The 19,258-nt window shown below is 67.4% G+C and carries 20 protein-coding genes; 14 read left to right on the top strand and 6 right to left on the bottom strand.

Features of this window, described 5'->3' with window-relative positions; genetic code table 11:
* Window positions 1-114 precede the first annotated feature (114 nt).
* The gene (gene mgrA, locus WS45_RS30295; protein ID WP_059691935.1) at window positions 115-1,158 is read right to left on the bottom strand and encodes an L-glyceraldehyde 3-phosphate reductase; all 1,044 of its coding nucleotides are present in this window, start codon (window positions 1,156-1,158) and stop codon (window positions 115-117) included.
* Between the two features lie 184 nt (window positions 1,159-1,342).
* On the opposite strand from mgrA, the gene WS45_RS30290 reads away from it, so the two are divergent.
* Entirely contained in the window at window positions 1,343-1,549 is a 207-nt protein-coding gene (locus tag WS45_RS30290; RefSeq protein ID WP_059534988.1) for a DUF3185 family protein, read from the top strand.
* A 157-nt stretch (window positions 1,550-1,706) separates the two neighbouring features.
* On the opposite strand, the gene WS45_RS30285 is transcribed toward WS45_RS30290, so the two are convergent.
* Window positions 1,707-2,480: a phytanoyl-CoA dioxygenase family protein gene (locus WS45_RS30285; RefSeq protein WP_059534986.1), complete on the bottom strand. Its 774-nt coding sequence runs from the start codon at window positions 2,478-2,480 to the stop codon at window positions 1,707-1,709.
* A 353-nt stretch (window positions 2,481-2,833) separates the two neighbouring features.
* On the opposite strand from WS45_RS30285, the gene WS45_RS30280 reads away from it, so the two are divergent.
* Window positions 2,834-3,175: a hypothetical protein gene (locus WS45_RS30280; protein ID WP_059534984.1), complete on the top strand. Its 342-nt coding sequence runs from the start codon at window positions 2,834-2,836 to the stop codon at window positions 3,173-3,175.
* A gap of 118 nt (window positions 3,176-3,293) precedes the next feature.
* Here WS45_RS30280 and metK read toward each other — a convergent pair whose 3' ends face one another.
* Window positions 3,294-4,481: a methionine adenosyltransferase gene (metK, locus tag WS45_RS30275; RefSeq protein WP_043184698.1), complete on the bottom strand. Its 1,188-nt coding sequence runs from the start codon at window positions 4,479-4,481 to the stop codon at window positions 3,294-3,296.
* Window positions 4,482-4,746: 265 nt separating this feature from the next.
* Between metK and lpxL the strand changes: the two genes are divergently transcribed.
* The 9 genes from lpxL (at window position 4,747) to hslU (ending at window position 14,081) form a co-directional block, all read left to right on the top strand.
* Complete coding sequence (lpxL, locus tag WS45_RS30270) at window positions 4,747-5,631, top strand: lauroyl acyltransferase LpxL (protein ID WP_059534982.1); 885 nt, start codon at window positions 4,747-4,749, stop codon at window positions 5,629-5,631.
* Between the two features lie 283 nt (window positions 5,632-5,914).
* A complete protein-coding gene (dapF, locus tag WS45_RS30265; RefSeq protein ID WP_059534980.1) occupies window positions 5,915-6,784 on the top strand; it encodes a diaminopimelate epimerase in 870 nt (289 codons plus the stop codon).
* 36 nt (window positions 6,785-6,820) lie between these two features.
* On the top strand, window positions 6,821-7,546 hold the full coding sequence (locus WS45_RS30260; RefSeq protein WP_059703140.1) for a DUF484 family protein: 726 nt from the start codon (window positions 6,821-6,823) through the stop codon (window positions 7,544-7,546).
* A 10-nt stretch (window positions 7,547-7,556) separates the two neighbouring features.
* On the top strand, window positions 7,557-8,477 hold the full coding sequence (gene xerC / locus WS45_RS30255) for a tyrosine recombinase XerC (protein ID WP_059534976.1): 921 nt from the start codon (window positions 7,557-7,559) through the stop codon (window positions 8,475-8,477).
* Between the two features lie 77 nt (window positions 8,478-8,554).
* Window positions 8,555-9,769 (top strand): class I SAM-dependent rRNA methyltransferase, encoded by a 1,215-nt coding sequence (locus WS45_RS30250; RefSeq protein ID WP_059703138.1) that lies wholly within the window; start codon window positions 8,555-8,557, stop codon window positions 9,767-9,769.
* A gap of 198 nt (window positions 9,770-9,967) precedes the next feature.
* A complete protein-coding gene (locus WS45_RS30245) occupies window positions 9,968-11,041 on the top strand; it encodes a CobW family GTP-binding protein (RefSeq protein ID WP_059691931.1) in 1,074 nt (357 codons plus the stop codon).
* Window positions 11,042-11,536: 495 nt separating this feature from the next.
* Window positions 11,537-11,953 carry an RNA polymerase-binding protein DksA gene (gene dksA / locus WS45_RS30240; protein WP_006477498.1) on the top strand — a complete coding sequence of 139 codons (417 nt, stop codon included), beginning with the start codon at window positions 11,537-11,539 and terminating at the stop codon, window positions 11,951-11,953.
* 237 nt (window positions 11,954-12,190) lie between these two features.
* A complete protein-coding gene (hslV, locus tag WS45_RS30235; RefSeq protein WP_006760749.1) occupies window positions 12,191-12,727 on the top strand; it encodes an ATP-dependent protease subunit HslV in 537 nt (178 codons plus the stop codon).
* Window positions 12,728-12,737: 10 nt separating this feature from the next.
* Window positions 12,738-14,081, top strand: coding sequence for an ATP-dependent protease ATPase subunit HslU (gene hslU, locus WS45_RS30230; protein ID WP_059703136.1), 1,344 nt, complete (start codon window positions 12,738-12,740; stop codon window positions 14,079-14,081).
* A gap of 84 nt (window positions 14,082-14,165) precedes the next feature.
* Here hslU and WS45_RS30225 read toward each other — a convergent pair whose 3' ends face one another.
* From WS45_RS30225 to WS45_RS30215, 3 genes are all read right to left on the bottom strand, one after another.
* Window positions 14,166-14,708: a response regulator transcription factor gene (locus WS45_RS30225; protein ID WP_044847841.1), complete on the bottom strand. Its 543-nt coding sequence runs from the start codon at window positions 14,706-14,708 to the stop codon at window positions 14,166-14,168.
* A gap of 13 nt (window positions 14,709-14,721) precedes the next feature.
* A complete protein-coding gene (locus WS45_RS30220) occupies window positions 14,722-16,128 on the bottom strand; it encodes an ATP-binding protein (protein WP_059703134.1) in 1,407 nt (468 codons plus the stop codon).
* 112 nt (window positions 16,129-16,240) lie between these two features.
* Complete coding sequence (locus WS45_RS30215; RefSeq protein WP_059691929.1) at window positions 16,241-16,465, bottom strand: cysteine-rich CWC family protein; 225 nt, start codon at window positions 16,463-16,465, stop codon at window positions 16,241-16,243.
* Window positions 16,466-16,761: 296 nt separating this feature from the next.
* Here WS45_RS30215 and argB point away from each other — a divergent pair, with 296 nt between their 5' ends.
* Genes argB through slmA form a run of 3 tightly spaced genes read left to right on the top strand, consistent with a single transcriptional unit; the run spans window position 16,762 to window position 19,078 of the window.
* On the top strand, window positions 16,762-17,661 hold the full coding sequence (gene argB / locus WS45_RS30210) for an acetylglutamate kinase (protein ID WP_059534964.1): 900 nt from the start codon (window positions 16,762-16,764) through the stop codon (window positions 17,659-17,661).
* Complete coding sequence (locus tag WS45_RS30205) at window positions 17,658-18,449, top strand: pyrimidine 5'-nucleotidase (RefSeq protein ID WP_059703132.1); 792 nt, start codon at window positions 17,658-17,660, stop codon at window positions 18,447-18,449. Before argB ends, WS45_RS30205 begins: the two co-directional genes overlap by 4 nt.
* Window positions 18,416-19,078, top strand: coding sequence for a nucleoid occlusion factor SlmA (gene slmA, locus WS45_RS30200; RefSeq protein WP_059534962.1), 663 nt, complete (start codon window positions 18,416-18,418; stop codon window positions 19,076-19,078). Before WS45_RS30205 ends, slmA begins: the two co-directional genes overlap by 34 nt.
* Window positions 19,079-19,258: the final 180 nt, after the last annotated feature.

The raw sequence follows: 19,258 nt of genomic DNA, 5'->3' as shown, positions 1-19,258 counted from the left end.
CGTTGGCGTGCGCCGGTCACGCCGCCGCATCGCGGCGACGTAACCGCTTGTGTGCGTGCGCAGCGATACGGCATGCGATGGTTCGCATCCCGTATCGACTTTCCTTGATGCCGATCAGATTGCCTGATCGGTGGACGGTTTTTCCCACAGATTGATGCCGCCCTCGGTCGCGTAGCGATCGATCTCCGCGAGTTCGTCGGCCGAGAATTCGAGATTCTTCAGCGCGCCGACGTTTTCACGCACCTGCTCCGCACGGCTCGCGCCGATCAGCGCGGACGTCACGCGGCCGTTGCGCAACACCCATGCGAGCGCCATCTGCGCGAGGCTCTGCCCGCGCCGCTCCGCGATGCCGTTGAGCTTGCGCACGTGCTCGAGGTTGTCCGCGCTCAGGTGATCCTGCTTCAGCGAGCCGCCGCCCGGCTTGTTCACGCGCGCATCGGCCGGCACGCCGTTCAGGTATTTCGACGTCAGCAGCCCCTGCGCGAGCGGCGTGAACGCGATGCTGCCCGTGCCGATGTCGTCGAGCGTGCCGAGCAGATCCTGCTCGACCCAGCGGTTCAGCAGGTTGTACGACGGCTGGTGGATCAGCAGCGGCACCTTGTATTGCGCGAGCAATTCGGCCATCTCGCGCGTCTTCGCGGCCGAGTACGACGAAATGCCGATATACAGCGCCTTGCCCTGCTGCACGGCCGATGCGAGTGCGCCGGCGGTTTCCTCGAGCGGCGTGTGCGCGTCGAAGCGGTGCGAATAGAAGATGTCGACGTAGTCGAGCCCCATCCGCTGCAGGCTCTGGTCGAGGCTCGCGAGCACGTACTTGCGCGACCCGCCGCCGCTGCCGTACGGCCCCGGCCACATGTCCCAGCCGGCCTTCGTCGAGATCAGCAGTTCGTCGCGATACGGCCGGAAATCTTCCTTCAGCAGCCGGCCGAAGTTGGTTTCGGCGCTGCCGTACGGCGGCCCGTAGTTGTTCGCGAGGTCGAAGTGATTGATGCCGAGGTCGAACGCGGTGCGCAGGATGTCGCGCTGCGTCGCGATCGGCGTCGAGTCGCCGAAGTTGTGCCACAGGCCGAGCGACAGGGCGGGCAGTTTGAGCCCGGATTTGCCGCAGGTGCGGTATTGCATGTCGGCATAACGTTCGGAAGCTGCTTCGTAGGCCATGAGTCGGTTCCGTGAAGACGTCGGGGATGGGACGCGCGCCGCGCGCGAACATCGCGCGCCGGCGGCGAGGGAAACGTACGACGGTTATGGTATCGAACGTGGCCGAAGCGCGCACGGCCATGGACGCGACCGCGTGCGTCGCCTACACTGCGGCGTCTCGAATCACCGTTACAGCGAGGTTGGTATGTCCCGCGTCATCTCGGTTGCGCTGCTCGTCGGCGGCGTCGTGCTGCTGTATTTCGGCGGCCAGTCGTTCCATTCGATCAACGACAACGTGTCGCGCTTCTTCACCGGCTCGCCCGCCACGAAGACGATCCTGCTGATCGCCGGCGGCGCCGTCGCATCGCTGATCGGCCTGATCGGCCTCGCGATGCCGGGCAACAAGCGCTGATCGCGCGGCCGCGCGACGCACGCCGGCGGCCCGCATCGCACGAGCGGGCTGCACGAAACGCAACGGGCGGCCCAGGCCGCCCGTTTGTTCATCCGCCCGCGCGGCCGCAGCGCCGCATCGGACAACCGGCGCGGCTGCGTCGCCGCCCGAACCGCCGTTAGAACTGCACTTCCGGCTTCGCCGCCGAACGCGTGCCCGGCATCGGCCGGTTGCTCACGCCGTGGTACGTATAGACGAGCGAGAACTTCACCTGGTCGGAACGGTTCTGCCCCGCCGAATGCAGCGTGTTGCAGTGGAAGAACACGACGTCGCCCGTCTGGAGCGACGGGCAGGTTGCCGCGTCGATCATCTTGCGGTTTTCCGGCAAGTCGCTGCGGAAGAATTTCGCGTCGTCGAATGCTTCCGGCCCGAATTCGGCCGTATGCGAACCCGGCACGAGCCAGAGCGCACCGTTTTCATTCGTTTCCGGCCCGAGCGCGAGCCACACCGACACCATGTCCGCGCGTTCGAACGACCAATAGCGGAAGTCGCGATGCCAGCCCGTCAGGCTGCCGTACGCGGGGTGCTTCGTCATCATGCAGTTGTGATGCGCGCGCGACAGCACCGGCTGCTCGCCGAAGTACTCGCGCATCCACGCGCCGATTTCGGGCGCGATCGCGCGCGCGGCGAACGCCGGATCGCGCGTGTAGGCATCCAGCAGCCGACGCACCGTGTGCCCGCCCGGCGCATGCTTCGATTCGGGCGCGCCCGGGTAGCGCAAATCCGCCTCGAACTCGATCGGCTCCGCCGCTTCCTGCAACTGGCGCGCCGCGATTTGCTTGAGCGCCGCGCACTGCGCCTCGTCGACGAGGCCGCGCGCGACGACGAAGCCGCGTTCGCGCAATTCCGCGACTTGCGCGCGGATCGATTCCGACTGCAATGAAGACGACATGGGATGCCAGACGTTTATCGTGTGAATGTGACGATTGTAAATCGGCGCCGGATGCCGCGAACAGCGCCATTGTCGTACGCAGGGGCATGCCAATCGTCGATTTGATCTGGCGCAAGGGAACTGTGCGGCGCGGCGCGAGCCTCAGCGACAGGCGGTATGCAGCCACACGCTTGCGGCACAAGGGTTTATCGCGACTTTTGCACGTCATGAATCCCTTGTAGCCTGTCGCGGCCTGTCAATTCTGGCGGGCGCGGCGCGCAACGACTTTCGATAAGATCCGTTGCGCCTTCCGAGGCCGTTCATACCAGTGCGCTTTTCAAGGGCGCCATTCATACAAGCGAAGCATCGTTCACATGCCATTCCGTCTGACTTCCCGTCTCAACCGCACTGCGAAACGCGTCGCGCCGTCCGCTCCCGCCCGCCCGCTGCGCCATCACCGCGCACGCACGCAGGCGCTCGCCGAGCGCACGCACGCGCACAGCCGGCTGGACGGCATCCGTGCCTGGTTCCACGCGTTCTTCTCGATGATGAGCGCGCAGGCGTTCGCACGCCGCGCCGGCCTGCGCTCGCTGCTGCAGAAACCGTCGTCGCTGCGCGCGCTCGCGCTGCGCCGCACGCTGGGCCCGCAGCGCCGCATCAACCGCCCGCGCCGCCTCGCGGCCAGCAACGGCTGGTTCGGCTTCAGCGCGCGCTGAAGCCGCGCCGGCGGGCAGCGCCCGCCACGATCGCCGCGACGCCGTCATCCCGACGGCGATCGACGTGCATAAAAAAAACCCCGGCATGCCGGGGTTTTTCGTTTCGGGCGGACGACGCTTACGCGACGCGTGCCGTCGGCTCGACGCCGGCCGCTTCGGCCAGTGCGAGCGCCTTGTCGGTCGCTTCCCACGAGAATTCCGGCTCTTCGCGGCCGAAGTGGCCGTAAGCTGCCGTCTTCTCGTAGATCGGGCGCAGCAGGTCGAGCATCTTGATGATGCCCTTCGGACGCAGGTCGAAATGCTCGCGCACGAGCTTCGTGATCACCGCATCCGACACGCGGCCCGTGCCGAACGTGTTGACCATCACCGAGGTCGGCTCGGCGACGCCGATCGCGTACGACACCTGGATCAGCGCGCGCGATGCGAGGCCTGCCGCGACGATGTTCTTCGCGACGTAACGGCCGGCATACGCTGCCGAACGGTCGACCTTCGACGGATCCTTGCCCGAGAACGCGCCGCCGCCGTGCGGTGCGGCACCGCCGTAGGTATCGACGATGATCTTGCGGCCCGTCAGGCCGCAGTCGCCCTGCGGACCGCCGATCACGAACCGGCCGGTCGGGTTCACCAGGAACTTGATGTCGCCCTTGATCAGGTCGGCCGGCAGCGTCGGCTTGATGATTTCCTCGATCACGGCTTCGCGCAGCGCCGGCAGTTCGATGTCCGGTGCGTGCTGCGTCGACAGCACGACGGTGTCGATCGAATCGGGCTTGCCGTCGACGTAGCGGATCGTCACCTGCGACTTCGCGTCCGGGCGCAGCCACTGCAGGCGGCCGTCGCGGCGCAGGCTCGCCTGGCGCTCGACGAGACGGTGCGACAGGTGGATCGGCAGCGGCATCAGTTCCGGCGTTTCGTCGCATGCGTAACCGAACATCAGGCCCTGGTCGCCCGCGCCTTGATCGAGGTTGTCGTCATGCGCGCGGTCGACGCCCTGCGCGATGTCCGGCGACTGCTTGTCGTACGCGACGAGCACCGCGCAACCCTTGTAGTCGATGCCGTAGTCGGTGTTGTCGTAGCCGATGCGCTTGATGGTGTCGCGCGCGATCTGGATGTAGTCGATGTTGGCCGTCGTGGTGATTTCACCGGCCAGGACGACGAGACCCGTGTTGCACAGCGTTTCGGCTGCAACGCGCGAATATTTGTCCTGCTCGAGGATGGCGTCGAGAATCGCGTCCGAGATTTGGTCCGCGACCTTGTCCGGATGGCCTTCGGAGACGGATTCGGACGTGAAGAGATAATCGTTTGCCACTTTTTCAGGCTCCTGTGTGGTTACGGTTGGTTTCACGTAGCCAGCTTCGTTGGGCCTGAAGCGGCGACGCTTTAGCGGATTACCAGGACCGGGCAGCGCGCTTCGCGCCAGCCGGCTTCGCCCCGCAAGTTGTCAGTTAACTCGGCGAAGCCCGTATTATAGCGGCTTTCGTGAATTGTCACAGAGCGCCACCCGTGCTGCATCGTCCGCTGTCCTATCCCCCTGTTCGCAACGTGCCGGCCAGCCGGCCCCACGGAGATTCCGCATGCTAGGCCGCCTCGGCACGCACCTCGCCATCGGCTTGCTGAAGCTGCTCGCCCTGCTGCCGTACGGCTTGACCGCACGGTTCGGCGACGGCCTCGGCTGGCTGCTGTACCAGATTCCCAGCCGGCGAAAGCGCATCGTACATACCAATCTGAAACTCTGCTTCCCCGACTGGAGCGACGAACGGCGCGAGGAAGTGGCGGGCCAGCACTTCCGCCACGCGATCCGCAGTTACGTCGAGCGCAGCGTCCAGTGGTTCGGCTCCGAGCGCAAGCTCGCGAAGCTGATCCAGGTCGACAGCGCGGTCGATCTCACCGATCCGGATCTGCCCCCGACGCTGTTCCTGGGCCTGCATTTCGTCGGCATCGAAGCCGGCTCGATCTGGCTGAACCGTTCGCTGCAGCGCCGCTGCGGGTCGCTGTACCAGCCGTTCTCGAACGCCGTGCTCGAGGAAGAGGCGAAGCAGGCCCGCGGGCGTTTCGACGCCGAGATGGTCGGCCGCGCGGACAGCGCGCGCGTCGTGCTGCGCTGGCTGCGCGACCGCAAGCCGGTGATGCTCGGCGCCGACATGGACTATGGCCTGCGCAATTCGACGTTCGTACCCTTCTTCGGCGTGCCGGCGTGCACGTTGACGGCCGTCGGCCGGCTCGCGAAGACGGGCCGCGCGCAGGTCGTGCCGTTCATCGGCGAGGTGCTGCCGAACTACAAGGGATACCGGCTGAAGGTGTTCAAGCCGTGGGACAACTACCCGACCGGCGACGACGATCTCGACGCGCGGCGGATGAACGAATTCCTCGAGGAGCAGATTCCGCTGATGCCGGAGCAGTATTACTGGGTGCACAAGCGCTTCAAGACGCGCCCGCCCGGCGAGCCGAGCCTCTACTGAGCCGAACCCGCGGGCGCGCCGTCGGATGCGCGCCCGCACCCGTGCCGCCTTCGGCGCGCCTGCCAGAAAATCGCGGGCCGACTGCTGCGCGAGCCACGGATCCGCCCTCCCGCCGTTTTCCTCGCCCGGCCATCCGAATGACGCCCCGCCCGCGCAGGACGCCCCTGTCGGCTGCATGTATCATTTGCGGTTGAGATCAGCACGACGAACGACGCCGCCCGCCCTGGCGGCACGCCGCGTCCGCCGTGCCGACCGCCCTGTTCGCCATGGAATTCCGGACCCAGTGAAACTCTCGTTCACCAAGATGCACGGCGCGGGCAACGACTTCGTCGTGCTCGACAGCTATTCGCGCGCGCTGCCGCCGCTCACCGAGGCGCAGGTGCGCGCGCTCGCCAACCGACACTTCGGCATCGGCGCCGACCAGTTGCTGCTCGTCGAGAAACCGACCGTCGACGGCGCGGACTTCAAGTACCGGATCTTCAATTGCGACGGCGGCGAAGTCGAACATTGCGGCAACGGCGCGCGCTGCTTCGTGAAGTTCGTCAGCGACCGCGGCCTGACCGACAAGCGCAGCGTGCGCGTGCAGGTGATGAAGGGCCTGATCACGTTGACGATGCAGGACGACGGCGAAGTCGTCGTCGACATGGGCGCGCCCGTGTTCGCACCGGCGCAGGTGCCGTTCGACGCCTCGGGGCTCGACGGCCGGACCGAAGGCAACGACACGCTGTGGCCGCTCGACGTCGGCGGCCGCACGCGCTGGATCTCGACGGTGTCGATGGGCAACCCGCACGCGGTGCAGGTCGTCGACGACGCCGAAGCGTATCCGGTGCTCGACGAAGGCCCGTTGATCGAGCTTCACGCCCGCTTTCCGCAGCGCGTGAACGCCGGCTTCATGCAGATCGTGTCGCGCAACGAAGTGAAGCTGCGCGTGTACGAGCGCGGCGCGGGCGAGACGCTCGCGTGCGGCACCGGCGCGTGCGCGGCGGTGGCGGCCGGCATCCGGCGCGGCCTGCTCGATTCGCCGGTGACCGTGCACACGCACGGCGGCACGCTGACGATCAGCTGGGACGGCGCGCGCGACGAAACCGCCGCGCTGATGATGGCCGGGCCCGCCGCGACCGTGTTCGAAGGCGAGATCGACCTGAACGTCTGACCCTTCAACGTCCTGATAACTGAACGCTCCAGCCACATGAACGATCGCGAAGTCGCCGACTACCTGCTCGCCAATCCCGAATTCTTCGCGCAACACGCGGAACTGCTCGCGGCGATCCGTCTCGCGAACCCGCACGGCAAGGCCGCGATCTCGCTGCAGGAGCGGCAGATGGAGATGCTGCGCGACAAGAACAAGCATCTCGAGCGCCGGCTCGCCGAGCTCGTGCGCTACGGCCACGAGAACGACAGCCTGTCCGCGAAGTTCAGCCGCTGGACCGCGCGCGTGATCGCGGAACGCGATCCGTACGCGCTGCCGCGCACGATCGCCGAAGGCATCGCCGACGTGTTCGACGTGCCGCAGACCGCGCTGCGCGTGTGGGACGTCGCCGACACTTACGCGCAAGCCGATTTCGCGCGCCAGGTCGGCGAGGAAGTGCGCCTGTTCACGAACGGGCTGTCGACGCCGTACTGCGGCGCGAACACCGGATTCGAAGCGGCCCAGTGGCTCGCGCCCGCGCTCGCGGCGCCGGCCGTGAATGCGGCGGAAGGCGCCGAAGCCGCGCCGGCCGGCGACGGCGCGGCCACCTCGGTCGCGCTGCTCGCGTTGCGCGCGCCGCTCGGCGGCACCGACGCCCCCGCGTTCGGCCTGCTGGTGCTCGGCTCGCCCGATCCGCGCCGCTTCCACGACGGGATGGCGACCGACTTCCTCGCGCAGATCGCGACGCTCGCGAGCGCCGCGCTCACGCGCCTGCTGCCGCACTGATCCCGCGCCCATGACCGACGATCCGATCGCCGCCTACCTGTCGAACCTGAAGCACGTCAGGCAGCTGTCGGAACACACGCTGCGCGCGTACACGCACGAACTCGACGAACTGAAGAAGCTCGCCGCCGGCCGCCCGCTCGACGCGCTGACGGCCGCCGACATGCGCGGCGCGGTCGCGCGCGCGCATGCGGGCGGGCTGTCCGCGCGCTCGATCGCGCACCGGCTGTCGGCATGGCGTGCGTTCTACCGCTGGCTCGCGCAGCGCATCGAGATGCCCGCGAACCCCGTTGCCGCGGTGCGTGCGCCGAAGCGACCGAAGACCCTGCCGAAGGCGCTGTCGGTCGACGACGCATCGGCATTGATGGACGCGCCGCTCGCCGGCACGACCGAAGGCATCCGCGATCACGCGATCCTCGAGCTGTTCTATTCGTCCGGGCTGCGCCTCGCCGAACTGGTCGGCCTCGACGTCATGTACACGCAGGCGGACGGTTACCGCTCGGCCGGCTGGCTCGATCTCGCCGAAGCCGAAGTCACCGTGCGCGGCAAGGGCAACAAGGAACGCAAGGTGCCGGTCGGCCGCAAGGCGATCGAGGCGCTGAACGCGTGGCTCGCGGTACGCGGCGAATTCGTGAAGCACGATCCGCATCCGCTGTTCGTGTCCGTGCGCGGCAACCGGATGGCGCCGGGCGTCGTGCGCGACCGCGTGAAGCGCGCGGCGCTGGCCGCGGGCATCCCCGCCAACGTCCACCCGCACGTGCTGCGCCATTCGTTCGCGACGCACGTGCTGCAGTCGAGCGGCGACCTGCGCGCGGTGCAGGAACTGCTGGGCCACGCGAGCGTCGCCGCGACGCAGGTCTACACGTCGCTCGACTTCCAGCATCTCGCGAAAATTTACGACAGCGCACATCCGCGCGCGAAGAAGCGCGACTGACGCGCGCCCCCGCCCTCCCCGCCGCGCATGGCGGCCGGCCACGGCCGGCGCCGTCCGCGGCTCCTTTCGATCCGATCATGCAAACCGTCACACTCAGACCGTCCAAGGAAAAATCGCTGTTGCGCCGGCATCCGTGGATCTATGCCAATGCGATCGACCGCGTCGACGGCACGCCTGCGCCCGGCGCGACCGTGATCGTGCGTGCGCACGACGGCCGCTTCCTCGCGCGCGGCGCGTACAGCCCGCAGTCGCAGATCCGCGTGCGCGTGTGGAGCTTCGACGAGAACGAGCCGATCGATCACGCGTTCTTCAAGCGCCGCGTGCAGCGCGCGGTCGCGCACCGCACGACGATGGTGTCGGGCACGGGCGCGGTGCGGCTCGTGTTCGGCGAAGCCGACGGGCTGCCGGGGCTGATCGTCGACTACTACGTCGCGGACACGGCCGAGCCGGGCGCCGCGCCGCGCGGCCAGCTCGTGTGCCAGTTCATGGCCGCGGGCGTCGAGGCGTGGAAGGACGCGATCGTCGCGGCGCTCAGCGGCGCGACCGGCTGCCCGAACGTGTACGAACGCTCGGACGTGTCGATCCGCGACAAGGAAGGGCTCGCGCAGACGACCGGCGTGCTCGCCGGCGACGCGCCGCCCGCGACGCTGATCGCGAACGAAAACGGCGTGCGTTATCACGTCGACGTGCCGAACGGCCACAAGACAGGCTTCTACGTCGACCAGCGCGACAACCGCGCGCTCGTCGCGCAATACGCGGCCGGCCGCGACGTGCTCAACTGCTTCTGCTACACGGGCGGCTTCTCGCTCGCGGCGCTCAAGGGCGGCGCGAACCGTGTCGTGTCGATCGACTCGTCGGGCGACGCGCTCGCGCTCGCGCAGCAGAACGTCGTCGCGAACGGCTTCGATGCCGGGCGCGCGACCTGGCTCGACGCGGATGCGTTCAAGACGCTGCGCCGCCTCGTCGACGAAGGCGAGCGCTTCGACCTGATCGTGCTCGATCCGCCGAAGTTCGCGCCGACCCGCGACAGCGTCGACCGCGCCTCACGCGCCTACAAGGACATCAACCTGAGCGGCTTCAGGCTGCTGCGCCCGGGCGGCCTGCTGTTCACGTATTCGTGCTCGGGCGCGATCGACATGGACCTGTTCCAGAGGATCGTCGCGGGCGCGGCCGCCGACGCGAAGGTCGACGCGCGGATCCTGAAGCGGCTCGGCGCGGGCGTCGATCACCCGCTGCTCGCCGCGTTCCCGGAAGGCGAATATCTGAAGGGCCTGCTGTTGCAAATCGTGTGACCGCCCCGATCTACGCGCACACCCGCGTCCGCCCGGCCGCCCCGCTGGCGGCTCCGCGCTCGAGCCTGTCGTCCGGACGACGGGCGAGGGCTTGACAGGTATGTTTCAATGGATGGTTGTGCGCCCCGGCTCGCGAGTCGACGGCGCGACGCACACATCCTGGTTTTGACCCCGATTCACGAACCACAGGCGACCGACATGGCCACTCCCGTCACCATCCTCACCGGCTTCCTCGGCAGCGGCAAGACGACGCTGCTCAAGCGCATCCTGAACGAACAGCACGGCATGAAGATCGCCGTGATCGAGAACGAGTTCGGCGAAGAGAACATCGACAACGAGATCCTCGTGCAAGACACGAACGAGCAGATCATCCAGATGAGCAACGGCTGCATCTGCTGCACGATCCGCGGCGACCTCGCGCGCGCGCTCGGCGATCTGGCCGCGAAGAAGCGCGAAGGCAAGCTCGACTTCGACCGCATCGTGATCGAGACGACCGGCCTCGCGAACCCGGGCCCCGTCGCGCAGACCTTCTTCATCGACAGCGAGATCGCCGACGATTTCCTGCTCGACGCGGTCATCACGCTCGTCGACGCGAAGCATGCGGACGCGCAACTCGACGAACACGAAGTGGTGCAGCGCCAGGTCGGCTTCGCCGATCGCCTGTTCGTCACGAAATCGGACCTGGTCGACGACCAGACCGTCGCGGCGCTCAAGCACCGCCTGATGCACATGAACCCGAAGGCGACGATCAAGATCGTGAACTTCGGCGATGCCGACATCAAGGAAATCTTCGACCTGCGCGGCTTCAACCTGAACGCGAAGCTCGAGATCGACCCGGACTTCCTCGCCGAGGACGACCACGCGCACCATCACCACGATCACGACCATGATCACGATCACGCGCATTGCGACCACGATCACGGTCAATGCGCGCACGATCACGACCACGGCCATCACCACCACGCGCACCACGACGACAAGATCAAGTCGTTCGTGTATCGCAACGACCGCCCGTTCGACCCGAACAAGCTGGAAGACTTCCTCGGCGGCATCCTGCAGATCTACGGCGAACGGATGCTGCGCTACAAGGGCGTGCTGTACATGAAGGGCGTCGACCGCAAGGTCGTGTTCCAGGGCGTGCACCAGATGATGGGCAGCGACCTCGCCGCGAAGTGGCTGCCAGTCGAGAAGAAGACCAACAAGATGGTGTTCATCGGCGTCGACCTGCCGCAGGACCTGATCACCGACGGCCTCGACGCCTGCCTCGCCTGAGCCTTCGGGCCGGCGTTGCGCGCCTTCCATGCGGCCGCCTTCCGGGGCGGCCGCGGCGCTTGCGCGGTGCCTTTTCCGGGCAGGGTTTCGCCGTCATCGCTTTTTCGCGATTTGCGCGTTATATTTTCTAGATATTGGCGCAGCCGACGGGGATCGACCCGATACGGCGCCCGCTTGCGATTCAGTTACAATACGTGCCCGCTGGAGTACGGCAACAAACAGGCCCGGTTCTTGCTGAACCAGTTTTCCGGGCATCGCAACCGCGCCGGATCGCCAATCCGCCTCTCGGCCGCGGCCGATGCAATGTGCCGCGCAGCACACCGGTTCGCAGCGCGCGCAACTCCGCGCCAGGCCTATCCTGGTATTTGAGAACCGGTTTTCCAGAGGCTTTCGGCCCCGCGGCGGCAAATCGCAAATGATTGCAAGCGCAGTTGCGGGTAATCCCAAAGTGCAGGCACTATCTCCTGATTTGCCGCACATTGAAGAAGCAAGCAGATGACGAAGAAACTCTTGACCGAAGCCGAAATCCTGAAGATGAGCGACAAGGATTACATGAATGAGGATCAGCTCGCCTTCTTCAAAAATCGGCTCGAACAGTTGCAGGCGGACATCCTCAAGAACGCAGGCCAGACGACCGAGAACCTGCGCGAGACGGTGATCGTCCCCGATCCCGCCGACCGCGCGACGATCGAGGAAGAGCACGCGCTCGAGCTGCGCACGCGCGATCGCGAACGCAAGCTCCTCAAGAAGGTTCAGCAGTCGCTCGCCCGCATCGATTCCGGCGATTACGGCTGGTGCGAGGAAACCGGCGAGCCGATCGGCATCCCGCGCCTGCTCGCGCGCCCGACGGCCACGCTGTCGCTCGAGGCGCAAGAGCGCCGCGAGCTGCGCCAGAAGCTGTTCGGCGACTGATCGAGCGGCGTTCCGCTCTGACACGCTGCTTCCCGAAAGCGCGCGGCCTGCCGCGCGCTTTTTGTTTTTCCGGCACCGGTTCCCGGCCCGCCGGCCGATTTGCCTCCCCCTCTTGATATCCCGGCGCCCGCCCTAAAATGAAACGGACGCGCGCCGGGCCGCTCCCCGGCGCACTGCGATTCAAGCGGCGGCGCCCCGCGCCGCCCGACTCTTCCCCGTTTTTCTCAAGGAACGCAGATGGAGCAATTTCACGGCACGACCATCGTTTCGGTCCGGCGCGGCGACAAGGTCGCGCTCGGCGGCGACGGCCAGGTAACCCTCGGCAACATCGTCATGAAGGGTGGCGCGCGGAAAGTGCGGCGGATCTACAACAACCAGGTACTGGTCGGATTCGCGGGCGGCACCGCCGATGCGTTCTCGCTGCTCGATCGCTTCGAGGCGAAGCTCGAGAAGCACCAGGGCAACCTGACCCGCGCGGCCGTCGAGCTCGCGAAGGACTGGCGCACCGACCGGATGCTGCGCCGCCTCGAGGCGATGCTGATCACGGCCGATGCGACCACCACGCTCGTGATCACCGGCAACGGCGACGTGCTCGACCCGGAAGGCGGCATCTGCGCGATCGGCTCGGGTGGCGCCTATGCGCAGGCCGCGGCCCGCGCGCTCGCGGAGAACACCGAGCTGTCCCCGCGCGAGATCGTCGAGAAATCGCTCGAGATCGCCGGCGACATGTGCATCTACACGAACCACAACCGCATCATCGAAACGATCGAGTAAGGACCGCACCATGAGCACCATGACCCCTGCCGAGATCGTCTCGGAACTCGACAAGCACATCATCGGCCAGGACAAGGCGAAGAAGGCAGTGGCCGTCGCGCTGCGCAATCGCTGGCGCCGCCAGCAGGTCGCCGACCCGCTGCGCCAGGAAATCACGCCGAAGAACATTTTGATGATCGGGCCGACGGGCGTCGGCAAGACCGAAATCGCGCGCCGCCTCGCGAAGCTCGCCGACGCGCCGTTCATCAAGATCGAAGCGACCAAGTTCACCGAAGTCGGCTACGTCGGCCGCGACGTCGACAGCATCGTGCGCGACCTGATCGAGATCTCGGTCAAGCAGACGCGTGAATCCGAGATGCGCAAGGTGCGCAGCAAGGCGACCGACCAGGCGGAAGACCGCATCCTCGACATCCTGCTGCCGCAACCGCGCGCGGTGGGCTTCGGCGGCAACGCGGATAACGCGAACGACGACAACAACGCCACGCGCCAGACCTTCCGCAAGCGCCTGCGCGAAGGCCAGCTCGACGACAAGGAAGTCGAGCTCGACCTCGAGCAGCCGTCGGCCGGCATGGACATCATGGCGCCGCCGGGGATGGAAGAGATGACCGAGCAGATCCGCTCGATGTTCTCGAACCTCGGCAGCGGCAAGAAGCAGCGCCGCAAAGTGAAGATCAAGGAAGCGCTGAAGCTGCTGACCGACGAGGAAGCGGCGAAGATGCTCAACGACGAGGAAGTGAAGACGAAGGCCGTGCAGAACGTCGAGCAGAACGGCATCGTGTTCCTCGACGAGATCGACAAGATCACGTCGCGCAACAACGAAGGCAGCGGCGGCGAAGTGTCGCGCCAGGGCGTGCAGCGCGACCTGCTGCCGCTCGTCGAGGGCACGACGGTCAACACGAAGTACGGGATGGTGAAGACCGATCACATCCTGTTCATCGCGAGCGGCGCGTTCCATCTCGCGAAGCCGAGCGACCTGATTCCCGAACTGCAGGGCCGCTTTCCGATCCGCGTGGAGCTCGACTCGCTGTCGGTGAAGGATTTCGAGGCGATCCTCGTCGCGACCGACGCGAGCCTCGTCAAGCAGTACCAGGCGCTGCTCGCCACCGAAGACGTGCAGCTCGAGTTCGCCGAAGACGGCATCCGCCGCCTCGCCGAGATCGCGTACGCGGTCAACGAGAAGACCGAGAACATCGGTGCGCGCCGGCTGTACACGGTGATCGAGAAGTTGCTCGAGGAAGTGTCGTTCTCGGCCGGCAACCACGCCGGCGAGCGCGTGACGATCGACGCGAAGTACGTCGATCGCGCGCTCGGCGAAGTGTCGCAGGACGAAGACCTGTCGCGCTACGTGCTGTAACGCGCGCGGCGTCGAATGCGAAACGGGCGGCCCGGCGGGCCGCCCGTTTTCGTTGGTGCGTCCGGCCGATGCCGCCGCGCCCCTTTACTGCCGCACCGGCTTCTTCGCGAGCTTGCGCTGCAGCGTGCGGCGGTGCATGTTCAGCGCGCGCGCGGTCGCCGAGATGTTGTTGTTGTTCTCCGCCAGCACGCGCTGGATGTGCTCCCATTCGAGCCGGTCGACCGACAGCACGACCGGATTCTCGAGCGCCTCGTCGGCCTGCACTTCGCTCGCGTTGGTCTGCAGAGCTGCCAGGATCGACTCGATGTTCGCCGGCTTCGCCAGATAGTTGTCGGCGCCTTCCTTCACCGCCTGCACGGCGGTCGCGATGCTCGCGTAGCCGGTCAGCACGAGAATCCGCGCGTCGGGCTGCAGGTCGCACAGCGGCGCGATCAGGCTCAGGCCCGAATCGTCGCCGAGATGCAGGTCGACGGTGATGAACTGGAACTTGCCGCCGGCCGCCAGCCGCAGCGCCGCCTCCTTGTCGTGCGCCTGCTGGACCGCGTAGCCGCGGCGCTCGAGGCCGCGCGCGAGCGTGCCCGCGAACACCTCGTTGTCGTCGATCACCAGGAAATTGTTCTCGCTCATGTGGTTTCTCCGTCTACGTGTTGGTTGAGGCGGCCGGCACCGCGATTCGCGCCACCGGCAGGCGCAGCACCGCGCGCGTGCCGCGGCCGGGGGTGCCGGCCGGGCGGCCGTCCGGCGGGGTCGCCGCTCGTTCGGTCGCGCGCTGGCCCGACGCAGCTGCCGCGTGCCCGTTCGCGCCGCCACCGGCGCGCCCGTTGCCGCCCGTCGCGCGCGGCGTGACATCGGACAGCTCGATCTCGCCGCCGAGACGCACGGCCGCGCTGAACGCAAGGTACAGGCCGACCCCGTGCCCGCCCTGCGTGCTGTCGACCGGCATCGAGCCGAGCGATTCGCGCAACGCGGCCGGAATGCCGGGGCCGTCGTCGCATACCTCGAATTCGATCTGGTCCGCAGCCCGCTCGTGGTGCGCGAGCTTCGCGGCCAGCGTCACGCGGTGCGGGCTCGCCCGCGCGGCGTTGTCGAGCAGGATCGTCAGGATCTGGCCGGCCGCGACGGTGTCGTCGAGTCCGACGCCCGACGGGCGCGCGCCGAGCAGTTCGAACTGCACGTGCGGATGCCGCAGGCGCCAGTGCTCGACGAACGTGTCGAGCCAGTCGTCCACCGGCTGGCGGCTCGCCGGCGCGCTCGCCCGGCTGCGCAGGCGCGCAAGCGCCGACGTGCAGAGCGTCATCTGTTCTTCCAGCACCTTCAGGTCGGCCTCGTAGCGCGCGAGCCCCGGATCGGCGCGGGCCGCGTCGCGCAGCTCCTCCGCAAGCATTGCGATCGTCGACAGCGGCGTCCCCATCTCGTGCGCGACGGTGGCGGCCTGCACGCCGAGCGCGACCGCCCGCTCGTCGCGCAGCAGGTGCGCCTGCGCTTCGCCGAGCGCCGCATCGCGCTGGCGCAACGCGTTCGACATGCGCGCGACGAACCATGCGATCAGGCCGACGCTGACCATGAAGTTCGCCCACATCCCCGTGCGGTAGTAGTCGAACAGGTTCGCCGGATTGTCCATGTTGAGCGGCACCGAATCGAAGCCAAGCGCCGCGTAGCACGCGACCGCGAACGCCGCGAGCCAGATCATCAGGTGCCACGGCAGCACGGCCGCCGCGATCGCGAGCGACGGCAGGTACAGCGACACGAACGGGTTGGTCGTGCCGCCCGACAGGAACAGCAGCGCCGACAACGCGCCGAGGTCGACCCACAGCTGGCCGAGCAGTTCGAAATTGGTCTCGGGCCGCGCGCGCAGCACGCGCACCCAGGTCAGCGCGTTGAAAACGATTTCGAGCGCGATGACCATCAGCATCGCCGGCAACGGCAGATGCACGCCGAAATAGGTCTGCACGACGCCGATCGTCACGAGCTGGCCGATGATCGCGAGATTGCGCAGCCAGAACAGGTGACTGAGGTTGACGCGCCCGGTGGTGGTAATTCGTTGCATCCGAGCAGTTTACCCGTTTAGCGCCCGGCACCTCTACCGGGGGCCGGATCAGTGAGGACGGACGGAACACCGGGCGAGCCGGCGTCGAGCCGGATTGCACGGGCCTGCGCCGTCAGCCGGCCGCGCGTGCCATGCGCTGGGCGATCTCGTCGGCGAGGCACTCCGGGCAGCGGCAGCGCGTACCGGGCGCCGGCGGCGCGCCGCCGGACAGGGTCGGCATCGACGCGCACCAGCAGTCGAACGGCTGCGTGCGGGCGCCGCAGTCGAAGCCGCGCCCGCAGTGCGGGCAACGCGCACGGCGCGGAGTCGAACGGGCGTCGGCGGCGGTATCGGTCATGGCGGAAACGCGGAAGCGGGCATGAAGTCACCCTACGCGACAAGCATAGCGCGGCGGGCGGATTTTGTACGTCGGCCGATCGGCCGATGCGGGCCGCCAACGCGGGTCGAGTCGCGCTGTCCACGGCGCCGCCGCGGGGGCCCCGCGCGGGGTCCGGCACCATGGCCGGCGGGCCGCCGCGCGTGGCGACTGGCCCGCGCGATCGGCCGTCCGGCCAGCCCAAAAACCCGATGCTGCGCTGCGCCACTCCTGTACAATTCGCCCTGTTTCAACCGTTCCCAGCCAGAGCCGCCGCCATGTCCGAGCCCATCGACCTCTCGCAGATCGCCCCCACGCTGAAGGCAGAAATCCTCGCCGAGGCGCTGCCGTACATCCGCCGTTACCACGGCAAGACCGTGGTGATCAAATACGGCGGCAACGCGATGACGGAAGAGCGGCTCAAGCAAGGCTTCGCGCGCGACGTGATCCTGCTGAAACTGGTCGGCATCAATCCGGTGATCGTCCACGGCGGCGGGCCGCAGATCGATCACGCGCTGAAGAAGATCGGCAAGGCCGGCACCTTCATCCAGGGCATGCGCGTGACCGACGAAGAGACGATGGAAGTCGTCGAATGGGTGCTGGGCGGCGAAGTCCAGCAGGACATCGTGATGCTGATCAATCACTTCGGCGGCCATGCGGTGGGCCTGACGGGCAAGGACGGCGGCCTGATCCACGCACGCAAGCTGCTGATGCCGGACCGCGACAACCCGGGCCAGTACATCGACATCGGCCAGGTCGGCGAAGTCGAGGCGATCAACCCGGCGGTCGTGAAGGCACTGCAGGACGACGCGTTCATCCCGGTGATCTCGCCGATCGGTTTCGGCGAGGACGGCCTGTCGTACAACATCAACGCGGACCTCGTCGCGGGCAAGCTCGCGACGGTGCTGAACGCCGAGAAGCTGCTGATGATGACCAACATCCCCGGCGTGATGGACAAGGACGGCAACCTGCTGACCGATCTGTCGGCGCGCGAGATCGACGCGCTGTTCGCGGACGGCACGATCTCGGGCGGCATGCTGCCGAAGATCTCGTCGGCGCTCGACGCCGCGAAGAGCGGCGTGAAGTCGGTGCACATCGTCGACGGCCGCATCGAGCACTCGGTGCTGCTCGAAATCCTGACCGAGCAGCCGTTCGGCACGATGATCCGCTCGCATTGAGCACGCGCCGCACAACCACCGGCCCCGACCTGCCGGCGTCGCTGCGACGCCGGCGCATCTCCCGCAGCCGGCCGCGCGCCGGCGCGCCCGTCTGGCTGTTCGATCTCGACAACACGCTCCATCACGCATCGCACGCGATCTTTCCGGAGATCAACCGCGCGATGACGCAGTACATCGTCGACACGCTCCACGTCGGGCGAGCCGAAGCCGACCGGCTGCGCACCGGCTACACGCAGCGCTACGGCGCCGCGCTCCTCGGCCTCGCGCGCCATCACCCGATCGATCCGCACGACTTCCTGCGCGTCGTCCACACGTTTTCCGACCTGCCCGCGATGCTGCGCGCCGAGCGCGGCCTCGCGCGCATCGTCGCCGCGCTGCCGGGCCGCAAGTTCGTGCTGACCAACGCGCCCGAGAACTACGCGCGCGCGGTGTTGCGCGAGTTGCGCATCGAGCGGCTGTTCGAGCGCGTGATCGCGATCGAGCACATGCGCGACCGTCGCACATGGCGCGCGAAGCCCGACCACACGATGCTGCGCCGGATTTTGCGCGCCGCGCATGCGCGGTTCGAAGACGCGATCCTCGTCGAAGATACCCGCAGCCACCTGAAGCGCTACAAGCGCCTCGGCATCGGCACGGTGTGGATCACCGGGCACCTGCCGGGCCATCTGCCGAACATCGGCCGCCCCCAATATGTCGACCAGCGCATTCGTTCGTTAAAATCGCTCCGACTGGGCACACGATCGGGGCGACAGAAATGCAGCCGACTTACCCGCAGGACCAAGCCGTAACGGAAGACCGGGCCACACCGTCCCGCGCGCGCCCGAAACCGGGCGAGCGCCGCGTGATGATCCTGCAGACGCTCGCCGCGATGCTCGAGGCGCCGAAGCCCGAAAAGATCACGACGGCTGCGCTCGCGGCCCGCCTCGACGTGTCGGAAGCCGCGCTGTACCGGCATTTCACCAGCAAGGCGAAGATGTACGAAGGCCTGATCGAGTTCATCGAGCAGGCGCTGTTCGGGCTGGTCAACCAGATCGTCGCAAAGGAGCCGAACGGCGTGCAGCAGGCGCGCACGATCGCGCTGACGATGCTCAATTTCGCCGCGAAGAATCCGGGCATGACGCGCGTGCTGACGGGCGAGGCGCTGGTCGGCGAGGACGAGCGGCTCACCGAGCGCGTGAACCAGTTGCTCGACCGAATCGAGGCGACCGTCAAGCAGTGCCTGCGGGTCGCGCGTACCGAGGCGCAGGCGCCCGATGGCGCCGCGCCGTTCGTGCTGCCGGCCGATTACGATCCCGCCGCGCGCGCGAGCCTGCTCGTCAGCTACGTGATCGGCAAGTGGCACCGGTTCGCGAAAGGCGGGTTCCAGAGGCCGCCCGGCGAACAGGCCGATGCGCATTTGCGGCTGATCCTGCAGTAGCCGGGGCAGCCGGCCCGCGAAATCCGCGCTCCGCGGAATTCCGCTATACTCCTCCGACCTGCCGCCTCCTTGGCGGCAGGTCGGAAGCGCGCCGATTTGCTGACTCGATTGCGGGCGCGCGAACCGACCAGGGCCTTGATGCGTCTTCGTCCCGGCGGTTCACTATAAATGCGGCTAAAG

Source organism: Burkholderia sp. RF2-non_BP3 (assembly GCF_001522185.1).
In the GTDB taxonomy this organism is placed as follows: Bacteria; Pseudomonadota; Gammaproteobacteria; order Burkholderiales; family Burkholderiaceae; genus Burkholderia; species Burkholderia diffusa.
This window is presented reverse-complemented; position numbering and strand designations above follow the sequence as displayed.